This is a genomic window from Pseudomonas syringae group sp. 247E2 (assembly GCF_032587795.1).
Taxonomy (GTDB): domain Bacteria; phylum Pseudomonadota; class Gammaproteobacteria; order Pseudomonadales; family Pseudomonadaceae; genus Aquipseudomonas; species Aquipseudomonas amygdali.
Map to the genome: position 1 here is coordinate 18,665 of NZ_JAWHPK010000024.1, position 12,553 is coordinate 31,217.

Annotated in this window: 15 protein-coding genes; 4 read left to right on the forward strand and 11 right to left on the reverse strand. The window is 58.9% G+C overall.

Features of this window, described 5'->3' with window-relative positions:
* Positions 1 to 4: 4 nt before the first annotated feature.
* The 4 genes from RYC18_RS20150 to exbB all read right to left on the reverse strand — a co-directional run bounded on the left by RYC18_RS20150 (position 5) and on the right by exbB (position 3,146).
* Positions 5 to 928, reverse strand: a complete 924-nt coding sequence (locus tag RYC18_RS20150) for a hydrogen peroxide-inducible genes activator (protein WP_002551493.1) — start codon at positions 926 to 928, stop codon at positions 5 to 7.
* Positions 929 to 1,020: 92 nt separating this feature from the next.
* Positions 1,021 to 1,767 carry an energy transducer TonB gene (locus RYC18_RS20155; RefSeq protein ID WP_005731616.1) on the reverse strand — a complete coding sequence of 249 codons (747 nt, stop codon included), beginning with the start codon at positions 1,765 to 1,767 and terminating at the stop codon, positions 1,021 to 1,023.
* Positions 1,764 to 2,189, reverse strand: a complete 426-nt coding sequence (gene exbD, locus RYC18_RS20160) for a TonB system transport protein ExbD (protein WP_002551495.1) — start codon at positions 2,187 to 2,189, stop codon at positions 1,764 to 1,766. Before exbD ends, RYC18_RS20155 begins: the two co-directional genes overlap by 4 nt.
* A gap of 3 nt (positions 2,190 to 2,192) precedes the next feature.
* Positions 2,193 to 3,146 (reverse strand): tonB-system energizer ExbB, encoded by a 954-nt coding sequence (gene exbB / locus RYC18_RS20165; protein ID WP_046835111.1) that lies wholly within the window; start codon positions 3,144 to 3,146, stop codon positions 2,193 to 2,195.
* 209 nt (positions 3,147 to 3,355) lie between these two features.
* On the opposite strand from exbB, the gene RYC18_RS20170 reads away from it, so the two are divergent.
* Positions 3,356 to 4,204 (forward strand): SDR family oxidoreductase, encoded by an 849-nt coding sequence (locus RYC18_RS20170; RefSeq protein ID WP_005744854.1) that lies wholly within the window; start codon positions 3,356 to 3,358, stop codon positions 4,202 to 4,204.
* 51 nt (positions 4,205 to 4,255) lie between these two features.
* Here RYC18_RS20170 and RYC18_RS20175 read toward each other — a convergent pair whose 3' ends face one another.
* The 6 genes from RYC18_RS20175 to RYC18_RS20200 all read right to left on the reverse strand — a co-directional run bounded on the left by RYC18_RS20175 (position 4,256) and on the right by RYC18_RS20200 (position 9,551).
* Positions 4,256 to 4,993 (reverse strand): hypothetical protein, encoded by a 738-nt coding sequence (locus RYC18_RS20175; RefSeq protein ID WP_004655373.1) that lies wholly within the window; start codon positions 4,991 to 4,993, stop codon positions 4,256 to 4,258.
* Between the two features lie 54 nt (positions 4,994 to 5,047).
* Entirely contained in the window at positions 5,048 to 5,428 is a 381-nt protein-coding gene (locus tag RYC18_RS20180; RefSeq protein WP_004655371.1) for a RidA family protein, read from the reverse strand.
* A 24-nt stretch (positions 5,429 to 5,452) separates the two neighbouring features.
* Entirely contained in the window at positions 5,453 to 7,558 is a 2,106-nt protein-coding gene (spoT, locus tag RYC18_RS20185; protein ID WP_004655368.1) for a bifunctional GTP diphosphokinase/guanosine-3',5'-bis pyrophosphate 3'-pyrophosphohydrolase, read from the reverse strand.
* 60 nt (positions 7,559 to 7,618) lie between these two features.
* On the reverse strand, positions 7,619 to 7,882 hold the full coding sequence (gene rpoZ, locus RYC18_RS20190; protein WP_002551500.1) for a DNA-directed RNA polymerase subunit omega: 264 nt from the start codon (positions 7,880 to 7,882) through the stop codon (positions 7,619 to 7,621).
* 147 nt (positions 7,883 to 8,029) lie between these two features.
* Positions 8,030 to 8,674, reverse strand: coding sequence for a guanylate kinase (gmk, locus tag RYC18_RS20195; protein ID WP_005744853.1), 645 nt, complete (start codon positions 8,672 to 8,674; stop codon positions 8,030 to 8,032).
* 13 nt (positions 8,675 to 8,687) lie between these two features.
* A complete protein-coding gene (locus tag RYC18_RS20200; RefSeq protein ID WP_002551502.1) occupies positions 8,688 to 9,551 on the reverse strand; it encodes a YicC/YloC family endoribonuclease in 864 nt (287 codons plus the stop codon).
* Positions 9,552 to 9,861: 310 nt separating this feature from the next.
* Here RYC18_RS20200 and rph point away from each other — a divergent pair, with 310 nt between their 5' ends.
* Both rph and RYC18_RS20210 read left to right on the forward strand, forming a co-directional pair.
* Complete coding sequence (gene rph / locus RYC18_RS20205) at positions 9,862 to 10,584, forward strand: ribonuclease PH (RefSeq protein ID WP_316886656.1); 723 nt, start codon at positions 9,862 to 9,864, stop codon at positions 10,582 to 10,584.
* A gap of 20 nt (positions 10,585 to 10,604) precedes the next feature.
* Complete coding sequence (locus tag RYC18_RS20210; protein ID WP_003313990.1) at positions 10,605 to 10,973, forward strand: DUF4870 domain-containing protein; 369 nt, start codon at positions 10,605 to 10,607, stop codon at positions 10,971 to 10,973.
* Between the two features lie 68 nt (positions 10,974 to 11,041).
* Here the strand turns inward: RYC18_RS20210 and RYC18_RS20215 are convergent, their stop codons facing one another.
* On the reverse strand, positions 11,042 to 11,821 hold the full coding sequence (locus tag RYC18_RS20215; protein ID WP_002551505.1) for an exodeoxyribonuclease III: 780 nt from the start codon (positions 11,819 to 11,821) through the stop codon (positions 11,042 to 11,044).
* Positions 11,822 to 11,903: 82 nt separating this feature from the next.
* Between RYC18_RS20215 and pyrE the strand changes: the two genes are divergently transcribed.
* Positions 11,904 to 12,545 carry an orotate phosphoribosyltransferase gene (gene pyrE / locus RYC18_RS20220; RefSeq protein ID WP_005778502.1) on the forward strand — a complete coding sequence of 214 codons (642 nt, stop codon included), beginning with the start codon at positions 11,904 to 11,906 and terminating at the stop codon, positions 12,543 to 12,545.
* Positions 12,546 to 12,553 lie beyond the last annotated feature (8 nt).

Below are 12,553 nucleotides of genomic sequence, written 5' to 3' on the forward strand. Positions count from 1 at the left end.
CTGCCTAACTTGCGACTGTTTTCGGACGTGCCACCGAGCACAGGCGAGCAGAGTCAGCGAGAATTTCGATGGCTTTGGGTCTCGGGAAGCTTGCGCGCCAGGCGATGGCGACTGTGCGGAAAGGCACAGGCGGCGTCAGCGGGCGGACTTCGATCACGCCGGGCGCGTAGTGGTGGCTGTCAACGGCCGAAAGCGGCAGGATCGAAATACCCAGCCCGGAAGCGACCATGTGCCGAATGGTTTCCAGCGAGCTGGATTCTACTGTCGTGTGCTTGGCGCCTTCATTGCCTTTGCCCAGGGTAGGGCAGGCTTCCAGAACCTGATCACGGAAGCAGTGACCTTCGCCCAGCAGTAACAGGCTCTTGTCGTTGAGTGCCGAGGCGTCGATGGTCTCTTTCTGAGTCCATGGGTGATCGGCCGGCATCAGGACGGAGAACGGCTCGTCGTAAAGTGGCAGGGTCAGCACGTCGGCTTCGTTGAACGGCAAGGCAATGATGACGGCATCCAGCTCACCGTTGCGCAGCTTGTCGCGCAGCACATGCGTGAAGTTCTCTTCGATGTACAACGGCATCTGCGGCGCAACCCGGTGCAGTTGTGGAATCAGGTGAGGGAACAGGTAAGGGCCGACGGTATAAATAGCGCCGACTTTCAGCGGCGCGGTCAGCTGATTCTTGCCTGCCTGGGCCAGCTCACGAATACCTTGAGCCTGCTCCAGCACTTTCTGCGCTTGCGCAACGATGCCTTCACCGACCGGTGTCAGGCGCACGGCGCTCTTGCTGCGCTCGAAAATGAGCACACCGAGTTCGTCTTCTAGTTTCTTGACGCCCACCGACAGCGTTGGCTGGCTGACGTGGCAGCGCTCAGCCGCATGGCCAAAGTGCTGCTCCTGGGCAAGCGTGACGATGTAGCGTAATTCTGTAAGAGTCATAACGTGCGTCCATGAAGTTGCGACCCCAGCATAGCGGGTGCGATCGATAGACGCACGTTATCAGAAGCACTCACAAGTAACAAAAGTACAATTCAGCGTTTATCCAGTGAATAAACGAACGGTGCGAGGATTTCAATGGTGCCGTTGTTGAGGATTTCCTTGGGCGGCTTGGGCAGTGGCTGAGCGCGACGGATCATTTCCATGGTCGCTCGATCCAGCGCCGGGCTGCCTGAACTATTGGCAATCGAGTAAGACAGCACGTTGCCGTCAGCATCGACAACGAAGCGCAGGCGTGCAACACCCTGCATGCCACGACGACGCGCATCCTCGGGATACTTCTTGTACTTGCCCAGATGACTTAACAGGTCACCCTGCCAGCTTGGCAGCGCATTGCTGGGCGGCGCAGGCGCAGGAGCGGGCTTCGGAGCAGCTGCTTTTTCCGGTTTGGCAGTCGTAGGCGGCGTGTCGACCGGTTTTTCGTCAGCAGGTTTTTCCTGAGGTGGCTCAGGCTTCTTCTGCGGCTTTGGCGGCTGCGGTTTTGGCTTGGGCTTTTCAACCTTTTTGGGCACCACGATTTCCGGCTTCGGCGCTTGCGCGACTTCCGGCATGGGCTCTGGTTCTTCAGGGGCTGGCGGCGGAGGTGGCTGAACGACTTTTGGTGGTGGCGGCGGTGCGGGCTCAGGCAGAGGCGCAAGCTCGACCATCATGGCCGCTGGCGGTAGCTCAATTGCCTGAGAGGCGGGCCAGCGAACGGCGATGATGATCGCGATAGCGTGCACGGCCAGCACCAACAACAGACTACCGCTATAGCGCGTCAGTTTTTGGCGCGTACTGATCATTTCTTACCAGCCGTCTCAAGACCCACCAGACCAACCTTGAGGTAACCCGCACCCCTAAGCGTGTTCATGACTTCCATCAGATCGCCGTAATCCACGCCCTTGTCGGCCTGGAAGAAGATCGTGGTGTCCTTCTTGCCCTTGGTCCGGGCGTCCAGCACCTGACCGATCTGCTCGCGGGCAACCTTCTCTTCACCCAGATACAGGCTCTTGTCGGTCTTGACGCTGAGGAAGATCGGCTTCTCGGGCCTGGGCTGTGGCGTGGCAGTGGATGCCGGCAGGTCGACCTTGATGTCCACGGTCGCCAACGGTGCAGCCACCATGAAGATGATCAGCAGCACCAGCATGACGTCGATGAACGGCGTCACGTTGATTTCATGGTTCTCGGCGAGGTCATCGCCGCCTTCGTTAAGATGCAGGCCCACGTGTTAGCCCACCTTGACCATGTGCGGTTGTTGTTGATTGCGCTCGGTCGGTTCTGGCAGATGATCCAGGTCGCGGCTGACCAGCAGCAGAACGTGCGCCGAAGCATCTGAAACCTGAGCCTTGTAACCGGCGATGGAGCGGGCGAACACGTTGTAGATCACTACCGCAGGAATTGCGGCAACCAGACCCAGTGCCGTGGCCAGCAGGGCCTCGGCGATACCCGGTGCCACGACAGCGAGGTTGGTGGTCTGGGTCTTGGCGATGCCGATGAAGCTGTTCATGATGCCCCATACCGTACCGAACAAACCCACGAACGGTGCGGTAGAGCCGATGGTCGCCAGTACGCCGGTGCCCATGCTCATGTTGCGGCCGCAGGCTGCGACCAGGCGCTCGAGGCGGAAGCTGACACGTTCCTTGATCCCTTCGCGCTCACGGCTGTTGGCCGACAGGCGCATCTCTTCAAGAGCGTCATGCACCAGCAGGTGGGCGAGGGTGCCTTCCTTGCTGGCGGTCGAGCTCGCTTCGTTCAGGGAGCGGGCTTTTTTCAGGTTGACGATTTCACCACGCAACCGGCGTTTGGCACCCAGCAGTTCGAAACCCTTGGAGATCCAGATGGTCCACGTAATGATCGATGCGATGGCCAGACCGATCATGACCGCTTTGACCACGACGTCGGCGTTCTGGTACATGCCCCATGGCGACAGGTCATGTGCCATGCCCAGGCTGTTGTCTTCGGCTGCAGGCTCCAGAGCCTGCACCGGGGCAGCGGCATCAGGCGCGACAGGAGCTGTCGCCGCGGGTGCGGCAGAGGCTGCAGGTGCAGCAGTAGGTGCCGATTGATCTGCAAGCGCCATAGGTACGAACATCAGGCTCAAGACGAGGGCTGCGACACCGCGCCATGCACGAGGCAGGCGAGGCATCCGGGTAGGCGAAGCGATTGATTGAATGCGTGTCATGCTGGCCGGACCTGAGAGAAAAATAGGGGATGGTTCCAGTGCGTCGTTCAGTGCTCTCGACGCTCACGGGGAACAAATGGGCTGCCATTATTGCAAATCGTTCTTGTTAACAAAAGTAATACAGTATCTTTTTTACATATTCGCCCGAATTTTCGCCTGTCGATGATCATTTTGTACGGCGCTGACGCCACCTGTTATGGAGATACCGAATGACTGCCCCTTCGCTTCTAATCGCCGGCTGTGGCGACATCGGTTCGCGACTCGCTAGCCGCCTGCTGCCTCACGGCTGGACCGTGCATGGGCTGCGGCGCACTGTTTCCGAGCTGCCTGCCGGTGTTCACGGTGTGGCGGGCGATTTGTTCGATACCCGCAAGCCTGCCCTGTGGCCCGCTGCGGCACTGGACTATATGGTGTATTGCGCAACTCCTTCGCAGCGTGACGAGGCGGGTTACCGGATGGCCTATGTCGAGGGCTTGCGCAATGTATTGAGTTGGCTTGAGCAGACCGGGCAGCGTCCAAAGCGGTTGATCTTTGTCTCAAGCAGCGGTGTGTACGGTCAGCAGAACGGGGAGTGGGTTGATGAAGACTCCGTCACCGAACCGGCCAACTACACCGGTACTGTGATGCTGGAAGCCGAGCAGCTCGCGCTGAACAGCGGACTGCCAGCCACGGCGGTGAGGCTGACCGGTATCTACGGACCCGGACGCAGTGACCTGTCGAACCGTGTGCGTCAGGGGCACAGTGTCAGAATTGATCCGCCGGTCTATGCCAATCGCATTCATGCCGACGATGCCGCCAGCTTGCTGGAGCATCTGCTGCAGGCGGATCAACGAGGTGTGGCACTGGAGAGCTGCTATCTGGGCGTTGACGACGATCCGGCCGCGCTGGCCGATGTGGTGGCGTGGATACGTGAATATCTGGGGGTGACCGAATGGTCGGAGGAGGTCAGCGTGCAGCGCGTGGGCAGCAAGCGTTGCAGCAATGCCAGGGCGCGCGCACTGGGATGGACGCCAATGTACCCGGATTATCGGGCTGGCTATGCGGCTTTGTTGGGGTAGAAACGTCGCAGTCAGGAGCGCCTTGAAGGGCGCTCCCGAGGCTTGAGTTGCTTACTGCTGTTCGAGCAACCAGCGACGTGGGCCTGGACGCAACTCGGGCATCTGGTCAGCACCGGCATTGTTCATAGCCTGGAATATCTCCAGCTGCTTGCCTTTGCGAGCAAAGATCCACGGGTTGCCTTTTTCGGCTTTCTCCAGCCACATGCTGTCGTATTCGCCGCTCATGGCTGCGCAATCGCCCGCCAGGCATAGTGCGTAGCGATCGTTTTCGGGAAGCCCCTGCACACTGCCGTCAGGCATGAATTGCACGGTGCTGCCTTGGCCGTCGCCTTCTACGATGGTCCATTTGCCGCCCATGTAGGCACCATACAAGGCTTTCTCGAAACTGGTGCCAGGCTGAGCGCCTTCCGGTGCCGGGTTCTCGGGCTTCTGAAAGTGCTGCTCAGGACCTGACTCGCTGGCAGCTTGAACCAGCTCATCACCTTTCACGCTCAGGTCTTCGAAGAAGTTGCCGTAGAAGTCGATGTGCAACTTTCCTTCAGCGGCGCTGACAATCTTGCCTTCACCCAGCTCGAAACCATTGGAATAGATGGCCTGATTGGCTTTGGAGTTGATTTTCCACTCCAGATTGGGGCCGTTGGCGAGCAGGGCTTGACGCAGGTTGCCTTGTTTGACGGCGGCGTCGATGGCGGTCTGGTTGATCCAGGTGCCGTCCGGATTGCGGTCGGCGTGGCTGGCGCAGCCGCCCAGAATGACGGCGAGCAGCGAGATGGCGAGCGCGGAGCGCATAACGGATTCCTTCCTTCAGGGAGAACGGAGCGCAAGGCACGCTCCGTCGGGGGATTATTCGATGACGAGAATCGCGTCCATTTCAACCTGCGCGCCGCGCGGCAATGCCGCAACGCCGATGGCTGCGCGAGCCGGATAAGGCTGGGTGAAATAGGTACCCATGATCTCGTTGACCTTGGCGAAGTGGCCCAGATCGGTCAGAAAGATGTTCAGTTTGACGATGTCCTTGAAGGAACCGCCCGCCGCTTCGGCAACAGACTTCAGGTTTTCGAAGACCTGGGTAATCTGTGCTTCGATGCCTTCGACCAGCTCCATGCTGCTCGGGTCCAGCGGGATCTGTCCGGACATGTAGACGGTATTGCCAGCTTTAATGGCCTGAGAGTACGGGCCGATTGCCGCAGGGGCTTTATCGCTGGTGATGACAGTCTTGGTCATGAGAACTCCTGATGATGGGATGGCCTACGCGCGCATCCGGGTGATGCGTGTGACACCGGTCAGGGCGCGCAGTTTCTTGATCACACGAGCCAGATGCACACGGTCGTGCACGCTGACCACCAGTTGGACCACGCTGATGCGACCATCGCGTTCGTCCATGCTGATTTTTTCGATATTGCCGTCGGCCGCGTTGACGCTGCTGGCCAGCAGGGCGATCAGGCCGCGCTGATGTTCGAGTTCGACACGCAATTCGACGTTGAATTCGCCAGTCACGTCCTTGGCCCAGGACAACTGGATGCATTTTTCCGGGTTGTGACGGATTTCACTGATGTTGCGACAGTTATCCAGATGCACAACCATTCCCTTGCCTGCAGACAGGTGGCCGACAATAGGGTCGCCGGGGATTGGCGTGCAGCATTTGGCGTAGCTGAGCACCAGGCCTTCGGTACCGCGAATCGCCAGCGGACCTTCAGGGCTTGGCAACTGCTCACCCTCGCCCAGCAGACGGCGGGCGACGACATAGGCCATGCGATTGCCCAGCCCGATGTCTTCGAGCAGGTCTTCCAGCACTTCAACCCGGTATTCGTTGAGCACCAGCTGAATGCGTTCCTGGGTGATCTTGTCGAGGCTGCATTCAAAGCCGTTGAGCACCTTGTTCAGCAGGCGCTCGCCGAGGTTGATCGACTCGGAGCGGCGTTGCAGTTTGAGCGCGTGACGAATATGCGTACGCGCCTTGCCGGTGACGACGAAGTTCAGCCATGCCGGGTTCGGACGTGCGCCGGGCGCACTGACAATCTCGACGGTCGAGCCGCTTTGCAGCGGTTCGGACAGCGGCGCCAGCCGGCGGTTGATCCGGCAGGCGATGCAGCTATTGCCGACGTCGGTGTGTACCGCATAGGCGAAATCCACCGCCGTGGAGCCTTTGGGCAGCTCCATGATCCGGCCTTTGGGCGTGAAAACGTAAACCTCGTCCGGGAATAGGTCGATCTTGACGCTTTCAATGAACTCCAGAGAGTTGCCCGCACGCTGCTGCATTTCCAGCACGCCCTTGACCCACTGCCGGGCACGGGCATGAGTGCCTTTTGGCTGCTCGTCGTCGCTGGATTTGTACAGCCAGTGTGCAGCGATGCCGTTGTTGGCCATCTCTTCCATTTCGCGGGTGCGAATCTGGATTTCGATCGGTACGCCATGCATACCGAACAAGGTCGTATGCAGGGACTGGTAGCCGTTGGCCTTGGGGATCGCGATGTAGTCCTTGAAGCGGCCGGGCAGCGGCTTATACAAATTATGTACAGCGCCAAGTACGCGATAACAGGTATCGACCTTGTCGACGATGATGCGGAATGCGTAGACATCCATGATCTCGTTGAAGGCGCGACGCTTGCCGCGCATCTTCTTGTAGATGCCATAAAGATGCTTCTGCCGCCCGCTCACGTCCCCTTCGATGCCGTCAACGGCCAGGCAATGACTAAGGGACTCTTCGATCTTGTTGACCAGTTCCTTGCGATTGCCCCTGGCGCGCTTGACCGCCTGGTTGATTCGCGAGGAGCGCATCGGGTACATCGCCTTGAAACCGAGGTCTTCGAATTCAATGCGCACACTGTGCATACCCAGTCGATTGGCGATGGGTGCATAGATTTCGAGGGTTTCCTTGGCGATGCGCCGACGCTTTTCGCCCGACAGCACTTCCAGCGTGCGCATGTTGTGCAGGCGATCGGCGAGTTTGACCAGGATCACGCGAATGTCGCGCGCCATGGCCATGGCCATTTTCTGGAAGTTCTCCGCCTGGGCTTCGGCCTTGGTCTCGAAGTTCATCTGGGTCAGTTTGCTGACCCCGTCGACCAGTTCCGCGACAGTCTCGCCAAACTGCGCGCTGAGCGCTTCCTTGGCAATCCCGGTGTCTTCGATAACGTCATGCAGCATCGCAGCCATCAGGCTCTGATGGTCCATGTGCATGTCTGCAAGAATGTTCGCCACCGCAAGAGGATGCGTGACGTAGGCTTCACCACTGCGACGGCGCTGGCCATCGTGGGCTTGTTCGGCATAGAAATACGCTCGGCGCACCAGGTTGACCTGGTCCTTGCCGAGGTAGGCCGACAGTCTTTCGGCGAGGGCGTCTATGCTCGGCAAGGCGCTACCCCTTGCCAATGGCTTTTACCCTGCGCCGTACTACGTCGACCTGGCATAGGCTTAGACGGCCTCGTTGGACTCGTCCTCGAACGCTGCGAACAATGGTTCATCTTCAACGATTTCGGCTTCTGCGATTACAGCGTAATCCATCAGGCCAGCCGCGATTTCACGCAGTGCCATAACGGTAGGCTTGTCATTTTCCCAGGCCAGCTTTGGTTCTTTGCCGCCGGTTGCCAGTTGACGGGCACGCTTGGTAGAGAGCATGACCAGCTCAAAGCGGTTATCCACGTGTTCTAGGCAGTCTTCAACGGTTACGCGGGCCATGGGTATTCCTCGTAGCAAATGCGGATGCGCGATGCCCGGATGGGCGAGCGGACTCGATAGTTTACAAGCGGACAGCACCAGGCATCAAGCGGCAAGCCACCAACGGCATGCTTTTAACCTGTTGCCTGATGTCTGGAAACGACTCGATCAAGCCAGCAACTCCTGAAAAAGCTCGCTGTATTGCTCTTGCTGATGCTGCTGAGTCAGGCGATTGGCGCGGAATATTGCCTTGAGGTCTTCCAGTGCACCGGCAAAATCGTCATTGACCACAACGTATTCGTACTCGTTGTAGTGGCTCATTTCGCTGACCGCCTCACGCATCCGCGCTTCAATGATCTCGTCACTGTCCTGGCCACGATTGGTCAGACGCTGACGCAATGCCTGCTGGGTAGGCGGCAGAATGAAGATCGACCGGGCCTGCGGCATTTGTGCACGAACCTGCCGGGCACCCTGCCAGTCGATTTCCAGAATCAGGTCGTGGCCTTCGTCCAGGGTCTGCTGCAGGTGGCTCTGCGAGGTGCCGTACAGATTGCCAAAGACTTCGGCCTGCTCAAGAAAGTCGCCGTGCTCGATCATGCGCACGAACTCGGCACGATCGACGAAGTTGTAGTTCACGCCGTTCACTTCGCCGGGGCGCATGGCCCGGGTGGTGTGCGAGACCGAGACGCGAATCTTCGCCTGCGCGCCGTGCTGAGGCTCTTGCTGGGCGTCCATCAGGGCCTTGACCAGGCTGGTCTTGCCCGCGCCGGACGGGGCGGAAATGATATACAGGGTGCCAGTGATATGGTTCATGTGAGGTTCAGCCTTACTCAATATTCTGCACTTGCTCGCGCATTTGCTCGATCAACACTTTAAGGTTGACGGCAGCCTGCGTGCTGCGTGGGTCAAAGGCCTTGGAGCCCAGTGTATTCGCTTCGCGGTTAAGCTCTTGCATCAGGAAATCAAGGCGCCGGCCTGCCTGACCGCCAGCCTTGAGTACGCGACGCACTTCGGTGACGTGTGTGCTGAGGCGGTCCAGCTCTTCGGCAACATCGCTTTTCTGTGCCAACAGAACCATTTCCTGCTCAAGGCGCTGCGGATCCAGTTCGGCTTTCATGTCGGCAAAGCGATCCAGTACTTTCTGGCGCTGAGTTGCCAGCATTTGCGGCACCAGGGTGCGCAGGGTGGCAACCTCCTCGACGATGGAAGACAACCGGTCATCAAGCAGTCTGGCCAGGTCTGCACCTTCGCGTCCGCGCCCGCTCTTTAATTCAGTCAGTGCATCATTGAACAGCTTCAGCGCCTCGGTGTTCAACACCTGTGGATCGCTGGCGTCGGCCACCAGTACGCCGGGCCATGCCAGAACTTCCAGGGGATTCAGCGCGGCAGGCTGTTTGATCAGGCCGGCAACCGATTCGGCTGCGGCGATCAACTGGCCTGCACGCTCAAGATCCACTTGCAGCGGTTTGCCGGCGGTTTCCTCGACAAAACGCAGTGTGCATTCAACTTTGCCACGCGACAGCCCCTGGCGTAGCGCTTCGCGAATCGCACCTTCCAGATCACGGAACGACTCTGGCAGGCGCAGGTGCGGCTCCAGATAGCGGTGATTGACCGAGCGCAGTTCCCAGCTCAGTGTGCCTTGGGCACCGGCTCGCTCTACGCGGGCAAAGGCAGTCATGCTGTGCACCATGGGAAGTACCTCTTATCGATTCAGGAGCGTGATTCAACCCATGAGTGCACAGGATCGGCGTTCATGGGTGTCGTGAAAGCCGACTGGCTGCAGAGGCGCAGGATTGTAGCGCAGTGCGGCGCAGGCTCCCAATCCGGCAGCGTTACAAGTGACACAAGGCATTCCTTGCGATCACGCCAGAGCGTCGAAAGTATTGATCCAGAGCCTTCTGTTCGTAGCAAATCGGCATTGGCGGCTTTTAGAGATGCCCAGCGGCAGCTGTGACCTCTATAATGCCCAGCAGTTTTCCGTCTCAGTACAGGTATCCCAGATGAAACGTCCAAGTGGTCGCGCCGCCGATCAGCTCCGCTCGATCCGCATCACCCGCAACTACACCAAACACGCCGAGGGTTCTGTACTGGTCGAGTTTGGTGATACCAAGGTGATCTGCACCGTCAGCGTCGAAAACGGCGTACCACGCTTCCTCAAGGGTCAGGGCCAGGGTTGGCTGACTGCCGAGTACGGCATGCTGCCGCGCGCTACCGGCGAGCGTAACCAGCGTGAAGCCAGTCGCGGCAAGCAGGGTGGTCGTACACTCGAAATCCAGCGCCTGATCGGTCGTTCGCTGCGCGCTGCGCTGGACATGTCCAAGCTGGGCGACGTGACCCTGTACGTCGATTGCGATGTCATTCAAGCGGACGGCGGCACTCGCACCGCGTCCATTACCGGCGCAATGGTTGCTCTGGCAGACGCCTTGAAAGTGATCAAGAAGCGTGGCGGCCTGAAGGGCGGTGACCCGCTCAAGCAGATGATCGCAGCCGTTTCGGTCGGCATGTATCAGGGCGAGCCGGTGCTTGACCTCGATTACCTGGAAGATTCCGCTGCGGAGACCGACCTGAACGTGGTCATGACCAGTGCAGGCGGCTTCATTGAAGTACAGGGCACAGCCGAAGGTGCACCGTTCCAGCCTGAAGAGCTGAGCGCGATGCTCGCCCTGGCTCAGAAAGGCATGACCGAGCTGTTTGAATTGCAGCGCGCCGCGTTGGCCGACTGATATCCAGAAGGGGTCCGATAATGAGTGACAGCTTGCAACCGTTCAGCAAACCGCCCCAAAGCGCTCGCCAGTGGGCGATGTTCTGTCACTTGTCGGCGTTTGCCGGACTGATGTTTCCGTTCGGCAATCTACTGGGCCCACTGATTATCTGGCAGTTGAAGAAAGACTCCGATCCGTTTATCGACGCGCAAGGCAAGGAGGCGCTGAACTTTCAGATCACAGTCGCCATTGCGGCCACCGTCAGCATGCTGCTGGTGCTGCTGATCATCGGCTTTGCATTACTGACCCTGGTGGGGATCGGAGCCGCAGTGCTTGCGATCATTGCCGGGATAAAAGCCAATGACGGCGTCGATTATCGCTATCCGTTCACTTTGCGCCTGATCAAGTAGCATCACTTCGGGCAACTCAAAAAGCCGACTTGAAGTCGGCTTTTTCGTGTGCACTGTTCGTCTGACGATCAGATAGTCAGGGTCCAGTCGTAGTCCACGATCAATGGCGCGTGCTGCGAGAAGCGCGGCTGACGCGGCAGGCGAGCGCTGCGTACGAAGCGGCGCAAGCCTGGGGTCAGTATCTGATAATCGAAGCGCCAGCCCAGATTCAGCATCTCGGCCTGTTCGTTATCCGGCCACCAGCTGTACTGATCACCTTCGCGGCTGACTTCACGCAGGGCATCGACATAGCCCATGGTGCCGACAATCTCGTCCATCCAGGCGCGTTCAGGCGCCAGGAAGCCAGGAGACTGCTGGCTGTCACGCCAGTTTTTGATGTCGAGCTTCTGCTGCGCGACGTAGAGCGATCCGCAATAGATGTATTCGCGACGCTTGCGGCGTTGCTTGTCCATGTACTTGCCGAAATCGTCCATGAGCTTGAATTTCTGATTCAGGTCTTCATCGCCATTCATCCCTGACGGAAAGAGCAGGGTAGCGATACTGACCTTGTCGAAATCTGCTTGCAGGTAGCGCCCGTAGCGGTCGGCTGTCTCGAAACCGAGACCGCTGATTACCGCCTTCGGTTGCAACCGCGAATAAAGCGCCACACCACCCTGAGCGGGAACCTCGGCTTCGCAGGCATAGAGGAAGTAACCGTCCAGCTGAAAGGCTGGATCATCCAGTTCAAAGGTGGAGGCGCGGGTGTCCTGTAAGCAGATGACGTCGGCATTCTGAGCTTGCAGCCAGCTGAGCAAACCACGCTCGACCGCAGCCTGAATGCCATTTACGTTCACACTGATGATCCGCATAAATGGCCCCAAAAATCACGTGCGTGTATGATACCCGAGCTCTACCTAATTAGCTAAATCCGTGGTATCCGGAGCTTTTTCCATGCAAGCGTATCAGCGCGATTTTATTCGTTTTGCCATCGATCGCGGTGTTCTGCGCTTCGGTGAGTTCACTCTCAAGTCCGGGCGCACCAGCCCGTACTTCTTCAATGCGGGGCTGTTCAACACCGGTTCCGCACTGGCACAACTGGGGCGTTTCTACGCAGCAGCCGTGGTTGAAAGCGGTATTGCCTTCGACGTTCTGTTCGGCCCGGCCTACAAGGGTATTCCGCTCGCCTCGGCAACTGCCGTGGCGCTGGCCGAGCATCATGACCGTGATCTGCCGTGGTGTTTCAACCGCAAGGAAGCCAAAGCGCACGGCGAAGGTGGCAGCCTGGTGGGCTCCCCGCTGGCGGGCAACGTGCTGATTATCGACGACGTCATTACTGCGGGCACGGCGATTCGCGAGGTTATGCAGATCATCAAGGACCAGAGCGCGACTGCGGCAGGTGTCCTGATTGCCCTCAATCGCCAGGAGCGCGGCAATGGCGAGCTGTCGGCGATTCAGGAGGTCGAGCGTGACTTCGGCATCCCGGTAGTGAGTATCGTGTCATTGAATCAAGTGCTTGAGTTCCTGGCCGACGATCCGCAGCTCAAGCAGCATCTGCCTGCCGTCGAAGCCTATCGCGCGCAATACGGAATCTGAGGACGAGC

Coding starts and splice junctions, on each gene's coding strand:
- RYC18_RS20170 (WP_005744854.1), top strand. CDS start 3,356: ATGACTGCCCCTTCGCTTCTAATCGCCGGCTGTGGCGACATCGGTTCG.
- RYC18_RS20200 (WP_002551502.1), bottom strand. CDS start 9,551: ATGGTGCACAGCATGACTGCCTTTGCCCGCGTAGAGCGAGCCGGTGCC.
- rph (WP_316886656.1), top strand. CDS start 9,862: ATGAAACGTCCAAGTGGTCGCGCCGCCGATCAGCTCCGCTCGATCCGC.
- RYC18_RS20155 (WP_005731616.1), bottom strand. CDS start 1,767: ATGATCAGTACGCGCCAAAAACTGACGCGCTATAGCGGTAGTCTGTTG.
- RYC18_RS20215 (WP_002551505.1), bottom strand. CDS start 11,821: ATGCGGATCATCAGTGTGAACGTAAATGGCATTCAGGCTGCGGTCGAG.
- pyrE (WP_005778502.1), top strand. CDS start 11,904: ATGCAAGCGTATCAGCGCGATTTTATTCGTTTTGCCATCGATCGCGGT.
- RYC18_RS20210 (WP_003313990.1), top strand. CDS start 10,605: ATGAGTGACAGCTTGCAACCGTTCAGCAAACCGCCCCAAAGCGCTCGC.
- rpoZ (WP_002551500.1), bottom strand. CDS start 7,882: ATGGCCCGCGTAACCGTTGAAGACTGCCTAGAACACGTGGATAACCGC.
- RYC18_RS20175 (WP_004655373.1), bottom strand. CDS start 4,993: ATGCGCTCCGCGCTCGCCATCTCGCTGCTCGCCGTCATTCTGGGCGGC.
- RYC18_RS20150 (WP_002551493.1), bottom strand. CDS start 928: ATGACTCTTACAGAATTACGCTACATCGTCACGCTTGCCCAGGAGCAG.
- gmk (WP_005744853.1), bottom strand. CDS start 8,674: ATGAACCATATCACTGGCACCCTGTATATCATTTCCGCCCCGTCCGGC.
- exbB (WP_046835111.1), bottom strand. CDS start 3,146: ATGACACGCATTCAATCAATCGCTTCGCCTACCCGGATGCCTCGCCTG.
- RYC18_RS20180 (WP_004655371.1), bottom strand. CDS start 5,428: ATGACCAAGACTGTCATCACCAGCGATAAAGCCCCTGCGGCAATCGGC.